This is a genomic window from Paraburkholderia fungorum, from assembly GCF_046027215.1.
GTDB lineage: Bacteria > Pseudomonadota > Gammaproteobacteria > Burkholderiales > Burkholderiaceae > Paraburkholderia > Paraburkholderia fungorum_D.
This window is the reverse complement of the sequence record NZ_JAQQEN010000002.1, coordinates 3,347,543-3,364,058: the sequence shown is the minus strand read 5'-3', so window position 1 is coordinate 3,364,058 and position 16,516 is coordinate 3,347,543. Positions and strand designations below refer to the sequence as shown.

Here is a 16,516-nt window from a genome sequence, read left to right as displayed (position 1 = left end):
AAGACACCTATCCTTAAGAGGCCCTTTCGGGCATCAATCAGGAGGAAGACATGCGCATGCTTCTCAACATACGAATACCCCACGAACCGTTCAACACGATGGTGCGCGAAGGCTCGATCGGCGAAGTCATGGGGAAGATACTCGAAGAGATGAAACCGGAGGCCGCCTACTTCACCGAGCAGAATGGGGCACGCGGTGCGGTACTGGTCGTGAACCTCGACAATCCGTCGGATATCCCCGCATTCGCGGAGCCCTGGTTTCTGAAGTTCAACGCCGACTGCGAGTTCCGCATCGCCATGGTGGCGGAAGACCTCATGAAAGCCGATCTGGAGAATCTGGGAAAGAAGTGGAAATAGCCGGGCGGTGTCATGCTCCATGCGCCTGCCGCCGGCGATTCATGAAATGCACCGCTGGCGGCGGCAAAAGCGAAAACACGCTCCCGTCAGCCAAGTTCAAACGAAGTCACGCCAAACACACGTTCGATTGAGATCACGGGCAACGCCTGCGTGTACATCCGCGCGGTTTCAAAGACGCTCGACATGCCGTGCCGTTCGGCCAGCGCGACAGCAGCGGGATTCGTCTCCGGCACATCGAGAACGATAACCTCAGCGGGCATGCGCGCCGCCAGCGCTTCAAACAGCTCGCCCGCGATCAGTTCGCTATCGGCGAAAAGCGGACCGATCTTGCACCCGCGCCTGCAACGGCGCAGCACCCCGTAACCCTCCACGCGACCATCACGAACGGCGGCCAGCGCAACGGCGTCGGGCTGGCCAACCCATGTGGCGAGAAAATGCCCACGCGCAGCGGGAAAACACTGGCGATCGTATTGAACCAACTGCTCGAACGGCACCGCTAGAGCATCCATCACATTTGCGCTGATCGTGCGTTGAGCAACGCCGTGGACCACGCCCTCAAAGCGGATGTTGCGATAAGCAAGCTGAAAACCGGACTTCCCGTAATTCGCCTGCTGCGCGAGCACACCATCAAGACCCACATTGCGGTCTCGCAAATACGCCATGCCGTGCCGCCAGACACGCATGCCAAAGCCCTTGCCGCGAAACTCCGCCTTCACGATATACAGGCCGATGAAGCCGAAGTACCCCTCGTAGGCAATCGCGGCGATGCAGGCAACCGGCTCGCCGCCCCATTCGCCGATGAAAAAGCCGTCGGGGTCCGCGGCACGAAAACAGGCAGCATCATGCAGGCCGGGATTCCATCCCTCCTGCGCAGCCCATTCGACCGACAGTTCCACTTCGCCAGCCGACATGTTCCGCACGATAAATTCGCCGGCTTCGTCCATGGCTGTCATGCCCGCTTCGCCCACTGCTCCTGCAGCATGGCAGCCGCCGCCGTGGCCGCGACCTGGCAGCCGAGAACGATATGCTCCTCCGCCGTATCCTCGATGAAGTCATGGCTCACGCCACCGATGCTTGGCACGAACATCATGCAGGCCGGCAGGCAACGGGCGATCACCTGCGCATCGTGCGCGGCGCCGCTCGGCATCCGCAGCCATTGTCCGGGTGCCACGCCTTCGGCGGCACGCGCGAGATGTTCTGCGAGCGCTGCGTCCATGGTCACGGGTTCCATGGGTTCATCGATCGTCGTGAGCTCCGCGCTCACCGGCCCTTCTCCGCTGAAGTTTTGCACCAGTTCCGCGAGCGCCGTTTCCATTGCCTGCAGACGCGCGGCGTTCGCGTCACGGAATTGCAGATACATGTCGGCCCGACCCGGCACGACGCTGAGGGAGCCGGGGTCGAGATCGATGCGACCGACGGTCCAGACGGTGTCCGCATCCGCGAGCTGCGCGAACGCGTCGTTCATACGCGTGATAAAGGCGACCAGTGCCGCGCCTGCGTCCCGCCGGATTGCCATCGGCGTGGTGCCCGCGTGGTTGCGCTGCCCTATGAAGCGCACCCGCAACTCGCGCAGCCCGACGATCGTCGTGACGACACCAATGGACTTGCCCGCGGCTTCCAGCCGTCCACCCTGCTCGATATGCGGTTCGAGATAAGCGACATGCCGGTCCTTTTCGTACTGGACGCGTGGCTGTCCGGCCAGACCGGCGGCATCCAGCACGTCCTGAAGACGCTGCCCTTCCCGGTTTGCCGCGCAACGGATCGACTCGTCGACGGGATCGCCCACAAAGCTGCGGCTGCCAAGCAGGCCGGAAAAGGTCCCTTCTTCATCGATCCACGATGCCACATCGACTGCGAGGTGGTTCGTGTGATCGTTTTCGGCCAGGGCGCGAGCGATCTCCAGTCCATAGATGACGCCCATTGCGCCATCGAGCCAGCCGCCAGTTGGTTGCGTATCGGTATGGGAGCCGATGACGAGCGCCGGCCCGCTTTTGCGCGAACGGCCGAACACGGTCCCTACGCCATCGATGACGGCATCGAGTCCCGCGTCCGTCATGCGTTCGGCCAGCCAGCGGCGCGATTCCAGATCGACCGGCGAGAGCGCCAGCCGTACGACGCCTGGGCCCGTCGCGCCGAAGCCGCGCAGCCGCTTCAGATCGGTCAGCAACCGGTCTGGGTCAATCTTCACCACAGTCTTTCCTCCTGGGATACTTCAATTGCACGCGAAAAAACGACACGTCGAATGCTGCCGGCCGCGTTCAGAAGTTGGCAAAAAAAGCACGCGCGGCAACCATGCAGAACGACGCAACCAGGTTGCCGTGATAGGCCTGCAGCACCGCCGAAGCCCCGCCGTCGGTCGCGCCCGCAGCGACCGCCTGGCTTGCGAGCGTCGCTTTCGCAAGCGCAAAACCCTGCTTGATGGGCGCGTAGGGATCATTGGGCCCCGCGACCGGCGAGTCCACGTCCAGCACGGAAGTGAGCCCCGCCGGCACCTTGGCGTTTAGCCAGTATGCCTGCTCGATACGTGCATTGAAGAAGAACACCGTGGGATCCGATTCGCCTCCGCACAGCAGAACCGGCGCGTGCGGAAGCCAGTTGCGCAAGTCATTGCGCTTGAATGCCTGACGCAACGGTTGAGCAGGATTCGCCGCCGGCAACAGCGCTACCGTGGTGGCCGGGAACGCGCCGTCCGGATTGGCGGCGGCGTCTTCCAGCAAGCCCAGGCGATACGCGTTGCGCACGAGATTGGCGTCGCCGAATCCCGCGGCGAACAAGGGTGTCAGCGCGGCTGGCGCGAGCGGTGGCGAAGTCGGCGGCGTCATGGAGGCAAACTGCGGCGCGGGCGGCACGTTGCTAAAGAGCTGCGTCGACGGCAGTTTGCCCCTCGCAAATAGCGTATTGAGCGGGACCAGGCTCGGTAACAAGCTTTCGATACCCGGCGCATAAGCCGCTTCATAGAAATCACCGGGCCTGCGATAGATGTTCCCGTAGGCGCGCTGGTAGCCCGTCACCACCAGCGTCGTGAACAGCGTCGAGCCCAGGTTCACTTCGCCTTCGATGAGCGCGTCGGCAGTCGCGGCGAGCGCATACGGCCCCGAACCCGGCGCGGACGCGGTGACTTTGATGCCGGCCGCCTGCAGCGCACGATGCGTCGCCAGCGCGACAAAGCCGCCTTGCGAGTATCCGGTGACGAACAGCTTGCCGTTCTCGCGCGTTCTGCGTTCCGGCCTCGCTTCGCCCAGCACGGTGCGCGCGGCCCGCAGCGAGTCGATCACGTCGGCGGACTGTTGCGCGGCGTTCAGATAGGGATGATAGGAGAGATCGGAACCGGCGTAGCCCGCGTAGTTCGTCGCCACCACGATATAGCCCTGGGCCGCGTACATGGCGGCCACACTGATGCCTTCGCCCGCCCCATTGCCGTTGCCCGGATCGGTCTGCGTGATATCGGCGATGTTGTAGTTGCGGTACGCCGTGGTGCCGTGCGCGTAGAGCATCAGCGGACGTGGCCCGCTACAACCGGATCGTCCGCCCGGAATCATCAACGCGGCGCTGGCGGTAGTTGGCTCCCCCGCGCCGCCCGTGGTCCGGTAGCGCAAGTACACGATCTCCACGCCACACGCGGGAGCGCCGGTAATCTGCTCGAGTTGCCGGCCGCCGGCGCTCGACGAAAGCAGCTTGGTCAGCGCGGCTGCGCTCAGACGCAGCGTGGTGTGTTGATCGATAAGCTGGCCGCGGGCATTGCACCCACCACCACATCCGGAGCCGGCCTGCACATGGATACTCGCGCTCAACGTGAAACAGCTCAGCAGCACGAGGGCCGCATTTCGTATCGCCATATGCATGTGGCACTCCGTCTTGTCGGTATTGCGGCGGTTGGACGGCCTTACAGAGTCACATGAGTATAGGTAAACGGATCGGCGGTGCGGCGGCGTTTCCCATTCCGGACGCCGCCGCACCGTTCGCAGCTATGTTGCGACGGTCAGTTCGCGCCCGCCCGCTGCGGCCACAGCGTACGGCCGAAAAAAGTCAGCGTCCGATCCCAGGCCTGCTGCGCCCAGACCGGATCGAACTGCGTCCGCGAAATCCGGCCCGGCCCGACCGCCGTTTCGTTGGCGAACGCATGATGCGCCAGATAGCGGTGAAACTCGAAGTCGACCTTGGCGCCGGTCAGTTTGGTCTCCAGCGCATCGACCGTTTCAGCCGCGAAAAACGCATCTTGCGTAGCCCAGTGACCGAGCACTGGTGCGTTGATTTTCGCCGCGTCGATATAGTCGAGCGGCGGGAAACCGTACCACACCGCGCCGGCCGACACCTCCGGGATCTGGCAAAGCGCGAGCAGGGTCAGCGCGCCGCCCATGCAATAACCGGTCACGCCGACGCGCTCCGAATGCTGCTTCAGGTACTGCACGGCGCCGCGCACATCCTGGCTGCTCGCGTCGCCGAAATCGAGCCCATCCAGAAGATGGTGCGCCTCTTCCTCTTCCACCGTCGATTTGCCGCGGAACAGGTCCGGCACCAGCGCCAGATAGCCGCTCCGCGCGTACCGGTCGGCCACACCACGAATCTGGTCGTTTAAACCCCACCATTCCTGAATCACGACGATGGCGGGCGCGCCCTCGAGTTTCTGCGGCTTCGCCAGATAGCCCTGAACCTCCTGCCCGTCAGGGCGGGAAAACGTGATCATCGATCCTGCTTCCTGTTTCATCAGATGCTCCTCGGTTGGACTGAATTGCTAGCATAGTCTCAGTGGCGCAGCGATGCAGGCGGCTCGTTGGGGCTGACCGTGTCCGGGCGGTCACGATTTTCCGTCCGGTTCCGCGTAGCAAAGCCGCTCACAAACTGCTCAAAGCCCTGGACCGGAAGCGGTTTGCAAAAGAGGAAGCCTTGATACGCATGGCATCCTGCTACGGCAAGAAAATCTCTTTGTGCTTCGGTTTCGACGCCTTCGGCTATCACGCCGAGGTCAAAACTTCGCGCGAGCGCCACGATGGTTCTCGCGATGTCAGCGTCGTTGGGGTCTTCCAGGATATCGCGCACGAAGGACCGGTCAATCTTCAACTGGTCCAATGGCAGTCGCTTCAGGTAGGACAGCGAGGAGTATCCGATCCCGAAGTCGTCCAGCGAGAACGTCACGCCGCGCGCTCTGAGGGCGCTCATCTTTTCGATAATGTCCTGCACGTTCTCGACGAGCACGCTCTCGGTCAACTCCAGCTTCAGCCGGTCCGCCCTCGCCCCCGTTCGATGGATCACCGCCAGCACGCTTTCCACGAAGTCAGGTTCGCGAAATTGCCGGGCGCTGACGTTCACTGCAATCGACAGATGCGCCATCGACGGCCGCGTGGCCCACAGCGCGAGCTGGGCGCATGCGGACTGCAATACCATCCGTCCCATCTGGAGAATCAGCCCGGACTCCTCTGCCAGCGCAATAAACTCACCGGGCTGTATCAGGCCGCGCACGGGATGCTCCCAACGCACGAGCGCTTCGGCCCCTGTGATGTAATTGCCGTCAACCACCTGCGCCTGGTAATGCAGGACAAAGCGGTCTTCTTCAATGGCGTTACGCAGACCCACCTCGAGTTCGGCGCGTCTGAGCACGGCCGTCTGCATCGCGGGATCGAACAGGCACATTGCATTGCGGCCGCGCTCTTTCGACTTATACATGGCGAGATCGGCCTGCTTGAAAAGCTCGTCAGTGGAGGTCTGCTCTCCACTGAATACGGTGACGCCGATGCTGGCGGTGCTGCGGAACTGGATGCCATCGAGCTGGTAGGCACTCCCCAGTACGGCAAGAATTCTTTCCCCCACCAATTCGGTTTCCGCGGTCGCGGCCGCTTTGTCCAGACTCAGATTGCCCAGCACCACAACGAACTCGTCACCGCCGACCCGCGCGACCGTGTCGCCCGCCTTGACGCTGCTCGACAGGCGATACGCGACCTGCCGCAACAGCAGATCGCCTTTGTCATGTCCAAGCGTATCGTTGAGCGTCTTGAAGTGGTCGAGATCGATGAACATGAGCGCGCCGCAGACCCTGTTCTGCCGGCTGGCCGCCATGGACTCCTTCAGGCGGTCCAGAAGCAGCGCGCGATTGGGCAGACGCGTGAGCGTGTCGTAGAAGGCCAGCTCGCGAATTTTCTCTTCCGACTTCTTGCGCTCCGTAATATCGCGGCCGCTGGTGCGAAAACCAATGAAGTCGCCCCGCGGATTGCTGATTGGAACCCAGGAGACCGACAGCCAGACGATCGATCCATCCTTGCGCACGCAACGAAACTCAAGGTCTTCGCCGCGCAAGCCTTTCAGCCCCTTTTTAAATTCCGGTGCAACGTGCGCGACGTCCTCCGGATGGATCAGTGTGCTGGCGAAGTCAGGCATTGCCATGCATTCGTCGGCCGTGTAGCCCGCGTAGTGGTAGACCGCCTGATTGATCCAGCGCGGTTTCCCGTCCGGCCCCCACCAGATCTCCAGATTCACCGTGCAATCCGCAATCGCGCGAAATTTCTCTTCGTTTTCGCGCAGCTCCTGCGTCATTGTCGAGGCCAGTCGCATGGCGCGCTCCCGGCCCGTCATCATGAGCCAGGTGAGAAGGGCCAGCAGCAGACTGAGCCCCGTGCCGGCGCCTGCGATCAGTGCCTCGGCATTGCCGCCTAAGCGCGAGCGGAACTCATCGGAAGCGCTCATCGACAGCGTCCAGTCGTGGCCGTCCACCACCAGATACTCGTTTGCGGAGATGAGTGCCGGCGCATGCCGGCTGTTTGCATCTGACGTGCGATGCAGGAGCGCCGCCTCCGATGGTTCTACGCCATCGTAAATGGCCAGCGAGACGCCGGCTGGCTGTTCACCGTAGAGGCTGGCGATAACGTCGTGCATACGGAACGACGCATAGACCCAACCGGCAATGTGCGCCCGGCGCTGCGCGACATTGTCCTGTGTCGCGCCGGCCGTATAGATTGGCAGATACATGATGAAACCCGGCCGGCGGTCCTGCTCCATGTCCACCGAAAGGCGCACTTTTCCGGACAGCGCCGCCATGCCGGAATCACGGGCCCTCTCCATCGCGAGCCGCCGCACGGCATCGTCCCACGCGTCAAAGCCGGGCGAACTGCGTGCGAGGCCAACAAAGGGCTCGCGCTGAATGACGGGCGCATAGTCATCGCGCGCCCCGTCGGGGTGAATCGTGTAACCACGAATGCCGGCCCCGCGCATTTCCGCTATGTGGGCCGCTTTACGGTCCCCAGGCACCCATTCGATCACGCCGACAGCATGGACCCCGGAAAAGTTTGCGTCGAGATTGAGCGCGCCTACGTAGCGCCTGAACCGGTTACGGTCGATCGTTCCCGTTGCGGCGAACATGCTCTGCACGCCTCGCAACATGAGCTCGTAGGTCGCCATCCGCTGCTCGACGCGACTGACGGCGTCACCCATTGTGAATTCAAACTGGGTGCGCAGTTCTTTGCGGGTTGCCTGCTGCTCGTGATTCCACACGATCCACGTCACGCACAGCGAGGCCGAAAAGACCAGCAACGGCAGCAGGACAGAACGTACCCGGGTCACGGTGACGCCTTGAAGTTGACCATGGTGTCGGCCAGATCCGGCTTGAAGTATTTTTCGAAGATGCGGCGCACCGTTCCGTCAGCGCGCATTTCGTCTACGAGCGCGCGCCACTTCTCCCGTTCGGCGGCCGGCAATGCTTTCTTCGACATGATCAGGCCATGCGGCACGGACGGGTCGTTAAATTCAATGATCGTCGTCACGTCGCGGATCTTTTTCTCATCCAGCGCGGGGTAGTCGAAAGGCTCGATAATCATGCCCTGCACCCGGCGAAGAATGAGCGCCTGGTAAAGCGGTTCGAGGCCGCCTGCCTGACTCACGCGGTTTTCCGACATCAGTTTATCGACCAGTTCATTGGCCGAATTGCTGTAGCGGAAACTGCGGATCACGCCGAGTTGGGCGTGTTCGTCGTGCTCGAAGTCGGCGACATTACGAATGCCCGCGTCGTTGCGCACGAGCAGATAGTATTTGTTGCTGAAGTACCACGCGAACGAAGCGTATTGATTGCGTTCGTCGTTCGCGATGCCAGAAAGACTGAAGTCGAGTGCCCCCGATTCGATCAGCTTCCAGATACGTGCGCGTGACATCAGGCTGACCTTGATCTGGCAACCGCTACGCCGGATCAACTCGTCTGCGAAGTCTTTGTCGATACCGGTATCGGTGTCGAGCGAATAGAGCAAACCGTGATCGTGCAATCCCAGCGTAAACGGCCGGGAACAATCCGGTCCGCCCGCAAAGGCCTGACTGACCGAACACATCACAAACAGCATACCGCCAAGCCAGTTTCGAATCACAACGCCTCCGCAGCGGAACTTCGCATCATTGAATTCTCATCCGCAACCACGACCCGACGGCGTATTCAACCCGCCTTTCCTTACAAATACCTCGCATGGTCGCCGGTTTCAGGGTGCTTTGCTGACACGACACGTCTCTGATGTGTGACGCGTGCGCAAGATTTTCTTTCGCAAAACCTCCGCACGCATTATCGGCAATACTTCGTCTTTCTTGAGGGATAGCGGATCTTTTTCTTGACGTTCACGCGGGACACTTTCTTGGCGCATGGTTTTTTCGCCGTGGCGAACGATCGTGGCGGACAAGACACACACCGTTGCGCCCGATATTATGCCGAGCCATCCTTGCTGACTGCCGGCTAGTCTACCGGCATTCGGAATGAATTCATGACCAGGAAATGACATGTGCACGCCCCCACTCGCGACGGGCGCCCAGCCGGTCGCGGATGCCAGCGAGCGCCGCGAACTGCTCAGGATCGTTGTTGGGACATCGATCGTCAATGGCCTCGAAATCTTCGATTTCACCGTGTTCGGATTCTTCGCGGCGATAATCGGAGACCAGTTCTTCCCCACCGCCAATCCGATGACGTCGCTGCTGCTGGCCGTCGGTACGTTCGGCGTCGGCTTTTTCATGCGCCCGCTCGGCGCGACGCTGATCGGCGCGTACGCGGATCGCGTCGGGCGCCGCGCGGCAATGACAACGACCAGCTGGATGATGGCGCTGGGCACGGCGTCGATCGGCTTTTGCCCGCCGTTTGCCACGCTCGGCATCACCGCGCCGCTCATTCTGATCGCCGGTCGATTGCTGCAAGGTTTTGCAGCCGGCGGCGAAGTTGGCGCCTCCGCGGCCCTCATGCTGGAAGCGTCGCCGGTGTCGCGCCGTAGCTATCTGGTCAGCTGGCAGCTCACCGCCCAGGCCGCCGCCGCGTTGCTGGGCGCCGTGCTGGGCACGCTGCTCACCGCCGTAATGTCACCGGCCAGTCTTGCCGCCTGGGGCTGGCGCATTCCGTTCGCGATCGGCCTGCTGATCGCGCCAGCCGGTTTGTACGTCCGCCGCCGGCTTCGCGAGCCCCCGCTCGCCGGCAGTAACGGCAAAGCGGCCAGCACACCGCTTGCCGAACTCTATCGCGAGCACGGCACGACCATCATCCTGGCCACGCTGATGATCGGCGGACTCTCGGTACCGTTCTACGCCATCGTCTACTACATGCCGGCCTATCTGACCCGGGTCATGCATATGCCGCCCCTCACCGGGTTTTTATCGTCGGTGTTATCCGGGGTACTGCTGGTCGTCGTCTCTCCGCTGTCCGGACTTATCGCCGACCGTCAACCGCGCCGCAAGCCAATGGTTCTCGTCACAGCGGGATGCACCGCACTGGTCGCCTACCCGGTCTTTCTGATGATCGTGCACGCACACAGTACGTGGCCGGTTCTCTGCGGCGTCGGCATTGTGAGCGTGCTGCTGGCGCTCAACGCGAGCGTCGGGACGGTGCTGGTGCTCGAAGCATTTCCTGGGCGGATGCGCGCTTCCGGCCGCGCGCTCTCGTATGCGCTGGGCGTTGCGTTATTTGGCGGGACCGCTCAATTCATCATGACGGGACTCATCAAGTGGACAGGCGATCCGATGTCTGCGGGATGGTACGTCGCATGGTCATCCCTTGTGAGTTTCGTCGCGGCTGTTCTGTTCAGGGAACGGCCCGTCACGACAGCGACGCAAGCATGATCGACAGCTTTCGCATGTGCGCCTTGAACGCGTCGCTCGCGTCGCGATCGGTTGTCGGGTTCAGATGAGACGTCTCCGCGAGTTGAACCTGCTCATGGAAATCGTTGGCGACGGCGCGCCTCAGGTCCGGTGGTAACGCTCGCACGATCGAGACCAGCAATGCCTCTTCGGCGTGGATCATGCCCAGAATCGAATGCGTATCCATGGAAGACACTCCGTTGAAGGCGTCATGAATACAATCTAGCACGCGCCCGTCGAGCATTCCGGCTACTTCGGCAATCTCGCGCTTCAAACCGCTATTTGACGAGCCCCAACGCGCAGTTGGTTATCATGGTCCAATTGCATTGCTTGAATGAACGGTTGGTTAATTATGAGGAATATTGTAAAAGCCCTGATAGTGGGCGTGGTGCTGGCCGAGGTCGCATTCGCCGCGTATCTACTGTCCCCAAAAGGCGACGGGCCGACGAACGAGCCCGATAGCGCCGCGAACCGCTCCGCGACACAGGTGCCAGCTGATTTTCAATCCAGCGGCACCCATGTGACCGCAGGAAATGTGGCTGGCGGACCATCGCCCGGCGCAAGCACGGACGCTACTGTTCGAGCCCCCGCTCAGACTGCAGAGGGACGCATCGCGACTGAACCCGCTCCGTTGACGGCGCAAGCGCCGCAAGCACCGCCTCAAAAAGCGCAGTCGCACCCGAAACCCGTGCATACGCCCGCGCCGGTCCAGGCCCAGGTTGCCATCCATTCGAAACCCGCCGCCGTGCCGCAGGCCGCACGTGGGCACGACGGTTCGTATCGCCACGACTCGAAACAGGTCTCGACCGCCATGACGGACCAACTTGTCAAAGAATCCGCCAAGCTCGACCCGTCGTTGCCGCCACCTGACCCATCCATGCTATCGACCCATGGTGGTCAGTCGCGTCGTGGCTCCAATCCGGTTGCGGCCGCGATGACTGACCAACTCGTCAGGCAGTCTGCCAAACTCGATCCGTCATTGCCGCCCCCGCACTCCTCCGGTACGAAGTAGGGCGTGAGGATAAGGCATGACGAGGGCACGGCGCGCGCCAGAATCGCTACTTCAGGAACTCAAAATCACACCCCTCGTCGGCTTGCAGAATTTCGCGCTCATACAGTTGCGCGAATGTCGTCACGCTCCACTTTAACGCGCAGACAAATCATGGCAACAGGTTTTTCCGAACTGACTCTCTCGGTTTAACAGGTTTATCCGAATCCCCCGGCTGGCGCAGACTGAGGCTCATCAATGACGGACATTGTCCGCGAAAGGAACCCTGAACATGCGTACCTATGCTCTCAACAGCCCGCAAGCCGCAGCGCGCATCGTCGCGCTGGTGTTGACCTCCGACGGTCACGTCTGCAGCTCGGAAGAGCGCGCACTCGAAAAGCTCGATATTGCCGGCCAACTCGGTCTTGCACCGGAGCAATTCGCGCAGATCGTCCAGACGCTATGTGAGGACATTTCGGTCGGGCACATGCCCGTCGAGTCGACAGCTGGCCATGTCGACGCCAACAAGCTCGCCACCGTGATGAACGAGGTCGACGACCCGATATTGCGCCGCAAGGTCATTCGCCTGTGCCTCGCTGTCGCGGTCGCCGACGACCATCTGGCGGATGGTGAAATCGCCTTGCTCGCTGCCGTGTTGAACGCGTGGGGGCTTGCGCCAATCGCGCCCTCAAGCCGGCACCGCGCGACGCTTCATGCGCGCCCGGCGGCAACCACCTGAGAGGCCAGCGCATGATGCTGCCCGCGCCGCGAACGGATCGCGTGGATCTCCTCGACCACGCCTTCCGCGCGACCGAGCCAGCGCACGCCACGCAGCAGAGAAAGATCTTCCGCACCCAGTTCCGCGAGCGGAAACACGCCAAGGCCGCGCGCGGCAAACACCGCCATGAGTGCGCTGTCTTCGAATTCACCGACAATGCGGGGCCGGATTCCTTCAGTTTCGAACCACCGGTCGAGCCGCGCGCGCAACGCCCCGTGCCCGGTCGGCAGAAGCACCGGCACATCGGCGAGACACTGCGGAAAGCCCGCGCGTACAGACTTGCGAACGATCTCCGCCGGGCCATACCAGTCGACCGGCGAGCCGACGAGCCGCTGGCTCACGACACGCAAATCAGCATTGTGCGGCGCGGGCTGGCATGCCAGCACCAGATCGAGCCGATGGAGCGCGAGTTCCGACAATAGTTGCGCGTGCTCGCCCTCGTGACACAGGAGTCTGAGCGACGGCGTATTGAGAACTGGCGCCAGAAGCGCATGCGCGGCGAGCTTGGAGATGCCGTCGGATAGACCGACCGCAAGCCGCGCAACCCGTTCGCCACCCGCCTCGCGCATCTCGTCGAGCAGCGCCTCGCCGATCTGAAAAATCTGTTCCGCGCGACCGAATGCCGTCTCGCCGGCCTCGGTCATCGTGACGCCACGCCCGGCCGGTTTCAGCAACTGGCGGCCGATCGATTTTTCGAGTTCCCGCACCTGCGCGCTGATGGTCTGGACCGCCATGTCGAGGCGCTCGGCCGCGCGTGCGAAGCCGCCCTCCTTGACCACGATCCAGAAGTAGTAGAGATGGCGATAGTTGAGCATGGCGGAATTACTTCGAAAAAAACGATATGTCGTTCAGTTTATCACTCGTTTATCCGAACGACGGGAGAGGCGATGATGACGCTAATCCGACGGTATTCCGTTTAATTTCCCTGGCAAATCCCATGGACTCCCTGCTCGCACTGGCTGCCGATCCTGCCGCATGGGCCGCGCTCCTCACGCTGGTCGTGATGGAAATCGTGCTCGGCATCGACAACCTGATCTTCATCTCGATCCTCAGCAACAAGCTGCCCGAGGCCCAACGCGCGCGCACGCAGCGCATCGGCATCATGCTCGCGCTCGTGCTCCGGCTGGGTCTGCTTGGCACCGTCGCGTGGATCGCGCAACTGACACAACCTGCCGTGACGCTGTTCGGCCATGGATTTTCGTGGCGCGACCTCATCCTGATCGGCGGCGGCCTGTTCCTCGTATGGAAAGCCACCAGTGAAATTCACCACCATCTCGCCCGTCCGGACGAAGCGCGCAGCGCGACGCACCCCGTCGTTCAGTTGACCGCGTGGGCCGCGATTGGTCAGATCCTGGTGCTCGACATCGTGTTTTCGGTCGACAGCATCATCACCGCGGTTGGCATGACCGAGCACATGCCGATCATGTTCGTCGCGGTGATCGCCGCTGTCATGGCGATGCTGTTCGCGGCGCGCCCGCTCTCGAGTTTCATCGATCGCAACCCGACCGTTGTGATGCTCGCGCTCAGTTTCCTGCTCGTGATCGGCATGACGCTGCTCGCGGAAGGTTTCGGCACGCATGTGCCGAAGGGCTACATCTACGCGGCGATGGCGTTCTCCGCCTTTGTCGAGGCGATGAACATGCTCGCGCGCCGGGCGAAGACTAGCCGCCTTGAGCGTCCCATTTCTTTCCACTCGTGAGGAGTAGCCAGATGAAATGCCCCGTTTGCAAAACGACTGACCTGTTGATGAGCGAGCGCCGCTCGATCGAGATCGACTACTGCCCGGATTGCCGCGGCGTATGGCTCGATCGTGGCGAGCTCGACAAACTGATCGCTCAGGACGCCGGGCGCCCCGACGCGGCCGTTGCCGGACGCCCGCGCACGGATGAACACCGGGATCGGGATCTGTCGCATGAGCGTGACCGCGCGTACGACCCTCATCGAACAGACTATCGGGGACACAAAAAGAAGCGCTCGCTCTTTGACGTGTTCGATTTCGACTGAGCGTGTCACGTCAGGTCCCATCCAAAAGATTTTCTTTTGCCCTGGTCAACATATCCTCGATGGTGAACGAGCGGAAGCCGGTCCATACTCCTTGCGCGGTAACCGGGAGTGCCGCGGTGCGGACGCACCGCGGCGAGCGGGCACATTTCGAACACGATCAATAGAGATTGAAGGACCAGGCAAATGAATTTAAAAGCCATAGGCATGATGGCGATTACCGTCTTCGGGTGGGCGATCACACCCGCCAGCCACGCGGCCGACGATCCGCAAGCCAGAATCAGGAGCGCAGTGGACGAGGTCATGCAGCCGGTGATGGCGAAATACGGCATTCCCGGCGTCGCAGTCGGCATCATCGACGGGGACCGGCACTACATCATCAACTATGGCCTGGCATCGAAGGAAACCGGCAAGCCCGTCACGCGTGACACCTTGTTCGAACTCGGTTCCGTTAGCAAGACTTTGACGGCGACACTCACGTCCTACGCGCAGGTTCGTGGCGTTCTCTCGCTGTCGGATCCGGCGGGCAAGTACCTCCCATCGCTGGGCAATAGTCCGTTTGGCAAAGTCAGTCTCATCAATCTGGGCACACACACGCCCGGCGGACTCCCGTTGCAGGTGCCGGACAACATCCATGACAACGATCAGTTGATGCAGTATTTCAAGGATTGGCAGCCCACCTACACGCCGGGCACCTATCGGACTTACGCGAACCCCGGCATCGGTGCGCTTGGCCTGATAACGGCGAAGAGCATGGGTCAGGATTTCGACGGGCTGATGGAACATCAGCTGTTTCCCGCGCTCGGCATGAAGAACAGCTACATCATCGTTCCCGCCGCGAAATTGGCTGACTACGCTCAGGGCTATACGAAAGAAGGCAAACCAATCAGGGTGGCGCCCGGCGTGCTGTCCTCTGAAGCCTACGGCGTCAAGGCGACGGCGGCAGACATGGTCCGCTTCCTCGAAGCCAATATGAATCTGGTTCAGGTGGACCCGAAACTTCAGCGCGCAATCATCAATACGCACACCGGCTACTTCAAGGCAGGGCCGATGACCCAGGATCTGATCTGGGAACAATACGCGTACCCAGTCACGTTAAAAGCGCTGCTGGACGGCAACTCGCCGGCGATGATCCTCAACGCAACACCGGTCACGGCAATCGTACCGCCGCAGGATCCGCGCGAGGATGTCTGGATCAACAAGACCGGCTCGACCAACGGCTTCGGCACCTACGTCGCCTTCGTTCCGCAGAAACGGCTGGGGATCGTGATCCTCGCCAACAAGAACATCCCCAACGACGACCGGGTCAACGCGGCATACCGGATTCTCACGTCTTTGACTCACGGCAACCAGTGAACGGGCAGACTTCCATCCAGCCCCCTGCATCAACAGGGCAAACAGATCGTGCTATTGCCGATGAACGTTGGATGACTCGACTCAGTGAACCATCGTGACGGGTGTGGGCGTGCGTCTCGCGAGGACGGCGAGCATCGCCAGCCTGCGAAAGAATCCCATATGACTGGCGTCGATCACCATGACGTCAGGCTGGATGGTCGCCGCGTATGCAGCGATGGCTTTCGTGCGATGACCGAACACGCGTTTCCAGTGATACGGGACGCCGGCTTCTTCGAGAATGGTGCGGGCGTCGATCAGCGCCTTCAGCATGCCCTGCTTTTCCAGGCGCACCAGCGCACTTCGGCTGTGGAAGGCCGCGGCGCGTCCCTGATCGACGGGCTCGAGCACTTCCAGCAATTCGACTTCGGTGACGCAGCGCTCCAGAAACATGAATGCCGCAAAACGCGCGGCTTCTACCGCGCCGCCGTTGTCGAGCACAGGGATCAACATTCGAAACATCGAAAACTCCTATCCGGCACCTGGTACTTTCAGCTTAGTGAAAGCCGCGTTAACGTCGTGTAAAAGTATTGGACGTTTGAATTCGGTGCCGCCCATGAGGGCTGGCGCCATGTCCAGGCTATACCAGGACCGCCGCCGGATTCAGTTCAATATGCAGAATCACGAGCCACCGTTTCGGGCAGTCCGGCGCGATCTGCAATTCCTTTTTGCTCTCGCCGCCGGTCTTCACGAAGCCCTTCTCACGCGCAAACCCAAACGCGCGCCGTGCGTCTGACTGCAGCCATAACGTCAACAACCCGCATGTCACGCAACTGAACAGCCAGACTGCGTCATGTGGCGGCGATGCATCCAGCTGCTGCGCGACGTACGTAAAAATAGTCGTGAGAACCTGATTCGTGACAAAGGCGATAGCAAGGACCTTGCACAAGCCTCTGAGCATCATGGCTGGCCGGGTAGGTGTCA

At 61.6% G+C, this 16,516-nt stretch carries 17 protein-coding genes; 7 read left to right on the top strand and 10 right to left on the bottom strand.

The window, feature by feature from the left end; genetic code table 11:
* Positions 1 to 50: 50 nt before the first annotated feature.
* Positions 51 to 356: a panthothenate synthetase gene (locus PQR27_RS35465; RefSeq protein ID WP_408528188.1), complete on the top strand. Its 306-nt coding sequence runs from the start codon at positions 51 to 53 to the stop codon at positions 354 to 356.
* A gap of 86 nt (positions 357 to 442) precedes the next feature.
* Here PQR27_RS35465 and PQR27_RS35460 read toward each other — a convergent pair whose 3' ends face one another.
* The 6 genes from PQR27_RS35460 to PQR27_RS35435 form a co-directional block, all read right to left on the bottom strand.
* Positions 443 to 1,300 (bottom strand): GNAT family N-acetyltransferase, encoded by an 858-nt coding sequence (locus tag PQR27_RS35460; RefSeq protein WP_408528410.1) that lies wholly within the window; start codon positions 1,298 to 1,300, stop codon positions 443 to 445.
* Between the two features lie 5 nt (positions 1,301 to 1,305).
* On the bottom strand, positions 1,306 to 2,547 hold the full coding sequence (locus tag PQR27_RS35455; protein WP_408528187.1) for a Zn-dependent hydrolase: 1,242 nt from the start codon (positions 2,545 to 2,547) through the stop codon (positions 1,306 to 1,308).
* A 67-nt stretch (positions 2,548 to 2,614) separates the two neighbouring features.
* Positions 2,615 to 4,198, bottom strand: a complete 1,584-nt coding sequence (locus PQR27_RS35450; protein WP_408528186.1) for an alpha/beta hydrolase family protein — start codon at positions 4,196 to 4,198, stop codon at positions 2,615 to 2,617.
* Between the two features lie 137 nt (positions 4,199 to 4,335).
* Positions 4,336 to 5,061, bottom strand: coding sequence for a dienelactone hydrolase family protein (locus PQR27_RS35445; RefSeq protein ID WP_408528185.1), 726 nt, complete (start codon positions 5,059 to 5,061; stop codon positions 4,336 to 4,338).
* 38 nt (positions 5,062 to 5,099) lie between these two features.
* Positions 5,100 to 7,904, bottom strand: a complete 2,805-nt coding sequence (locus PQR27_RS35440) for a bifunctional diguanylate cyclase/phosphodiesterase (RefSeq protein WP_408528184.1) — start codon at positions 7,902 to 7,904, stop codon at positions 5,100 to 5,102.
* Positions 7,901 to 8,695, bottom strand: coding sequence for a substrate-binding periplasmic protein (locus PQR27_RS35435; protein ID WP_408528183.1), 795 nt, complete (start codon positions 8,693 to 8,695; stop codon positions 7,901 to 7,903). The genes PQR27_RS35440 and PQR27_RS35435 overlap by 4 nt, the downstream gene beginning before the upstream one ends.
* Positions 8,696 to 9,095: 400 nt before the next feature.
* On the opposite strand from PQR27_RS35435, the gene PQR27_RS35430 reads away from it, so the two are divergent.
* Positions 9,096 to 10,415: an MFS transporter gene (locus tag PQR27_RS35430; protein ID WP_408528182.1), complete on the top strand. Its 1,320-nt coding sequence runs from the start codon at positions 9,096 to 9,098 to the stop codon at positions 10,413 to 10,415.
* On the opposite strand, the gene PQR27_RS35425 is transcribed toward PQR27_RS35430, so the two are convergent.
* On the bottom strand, positions 10,393 to 10,620 hold the full coding sequence (locus PQR27_RS35425; protein ID WP_408528181.1) for a hypothetical protein: 228 nt from the start codon (positions 10,618 to 10,620) through the stop codon (positions 10,393 to 10,395). The two genes, PQR27_RS35430 and PQR27_RS35425, sit on opposite strands and share 23 nt — an antisense overlap.
* A 165-nt stretch (positions 10,621 to 10,785) precedes the next feature.
* Between PQR27_RS35425 and PQR27_RS35420 the strand changes: the two genes are divergently transcribed.
* Positions 10,786 to 11,445 (top strand): hypothetical protein, encoded by a 660-nt coding sequence (locus PQR27_RS35420; protein WP_408528180.1) that lies wholly within the window; start codon positions 10,786 to 10,788, stop codon positions 11,443 to 11,445.
* Between the two features lie 268 nt (positions 11,446 to 11,713).
* Positions 11,714 to 12,160: a TerB family tellurite resistance protein gene (locus PQR27_RS35415; protein ID WP_408528179.1), complete on the top strand. Its 447-nt coding sequence runs from the start codon at positions 11,714 to 11,716 to the stop codon at positions 12,158 to 12,160.
* Here PQR27_RS35415 and PQR27_RS35410 read toward each other — a convergent pair.
* A complete protein-coding gene (locus PQR27_RS35410; RefSeq protein WP_408528178.1) occupies positions 12,133 to 13,014 on the bottom strand; it encodes a LysR family transcriptional regulator in 882 nt (293 codons plus the stop codon). The two genes, PQR27_RS35415 and PQR27_RS35410, sit on opposite strands and share 28 nt — an antisense overlap.
* A gap of 122 nt (positions 13,015 to 13,136) precedes the next feature.
* On the opposite strand from PQR27_RS35410, the gene PQR27_RS35405 reads away from it, so the two are divergent.
* From PQR27_RS35405 to ampC, 3 genes are all read left to right on the top strand, one after another.
* Positions 13,137 to 13,898, top strand: coding sequence for a TerC family protein (locus PQR27_RS35405; protein WP_408528177.1), 762 nt, complete (start codon positions 13,137 to 13,139; stop codon positions 13,896 to 13,898).
* Between the two features lie 11 nt (positions 13,899 to 13,909).
* Complete coding sequence (locus PQR27_RS35400; protein ID WP_408528176.1) at positions 13,910 to 14,203, top strand: TFIIB-type zinc ribbon-containing protein; 294 nt, start codon at positions 13,910 to 13,912, stop codon at positions 14,201 to 14,203.
* A 207-nt stretch (positions 14,204 to 14,410) separates the two neighbouring features.
* Positions 14,411 to 15,556 (top strand): class C beta-lactamase, encoded by a 1,146-nt coding sequence (gene ampC, locus PQR27_RS35395; RefSeq protein WP_408528409.1) that lies wholly within the window; start codon positions 14,411 to 14,413, stop codon positions 15,554 to 15,556.
* A gap of 81 nt (positions 15,557 to 15,637) precedes the next feature.
* On the opposite strand, the gene PQR27_RS35390 is transcribed toward ampC, so the two are convergent.
* A complete protein-coding gene (locus PQR27_RS35390; protein ID WP_408528175.1) occupies positions 15,638 to 16,054 on the bottom strand; it encodes a universal stress protein in 417 nt (138 codons plus the stop codon).
* A gap of 118 nt (positions 16,055 to 16,172) precedes the next feature.
* Positions 16,173 to 16,496 carry a hypothetical protein gene (locus PQR27_RS35385; RefSeq protein ID WP_408528174.1) on the bottom strand — a complete coding sequence of 108 codons (324 nt, stop codon included), beginning with the start codon at positions 16,494 to 16,496 and terminating at the stop codon, positions 16,173 to 16,175.
* Between the last annotated feature and the right edge of the window lie 20 nt (positions 16,497 to 16,516).

Coding starts and splice junctions, on each gene's coding strand:
- PQR27_RS35465 (WP_408528188.1), top strand. CDS start 51: ATGCGCATGCTTCTCAACATACGAATACCCCACGAACCGTTCAACACG.
- PQR27_RS35460 (WP_408528410.1), bottom strand. CDS start 1,300: ATGGACGAAGCCGGCGAATTTATCGTGCGGAACATGTCGGCTGGCGAA.
- PQR27_RS35450 (WP_408528186.1), bottom strand. CDS start 4,198: ATGCATATGGCGATACGAAATGCGGCCCTCGTGCTGCTGAGCTGTTTC.
- PQR27_RS35445 (WP_408528185.1), bottom strand. CDS start 5,061: ATGAAACAGGAAGCAGGATCGATGATCACGTTTTCCCGCCCTGACGGG.
- PQR27_RS35430 (WP_408528182.1), top strand. CDS start 9,096: ATGTGCACGCCCCCACTCGCGACGGGCGCCCAGCCGGTCGCGGATGCC.
- PQR27_RS35425 (WP_408528181.1), bottom strand. CDS start 10,620: ATGGATACGCATTCGATTCTGGGCATGATCCACGCCGAAGAGGCATTG.
- PQR27_RS35420 (WP_408528180.1), top strand. CDS start 10,786: ATGAGGAATATTGTAAAAGCCCTGATAGTGGGCGTGGTGCTGGCCGAG.
- PQR27_RS35415 (WP_408528179.1), top strand. CDS start 11,714: ATGCGTACCTATGCTCTCAACAGCCCGCAAGCCGCAGCGCGCATCGTC.
- PQR27_RS35410 (WP_408528178.1), bottom strand. CDS start 13,014: ATGCTCAACTATCGCCATCTCTACTACTTCTGGATCGTGGTCAAGGAG.
- PQR27_RS35405 (WP_408528177.1), top strand. CDS start 13,137: ATGGACTCCCTGCTCGCACTGGCTGCCGATCCTGCCGCATGGGCCGCG.
- PQR27_RS35400 (WP_408528176.1), top strand. CDS start 13,910: ATGAAATGCCCCGTTTGCAAAACGACTGACCTGTTGATGAGCGAGCGC.
- ampC (WP_408528409.1), top strand. CDS start 14,411: ATGGCGATTACCGTCTTCGGGTGGGCGATCACACCCGCCAGCCACGCG.
- PQR27_RS35390 (WP_408528175.1), bottom strand. CDS start 16,054: ATGTTTCGAATGTTGATCCCTGTGCTCGACAACGGCGGCGCGGTAGAA.
- PQR27_RS35385 (WP_408528174.1), bottom strand. CDS start 16,496: ATGATGCTCAGAGGCTTGTGCAAGGTCCTTGCTATCGCCTTTGTCACG.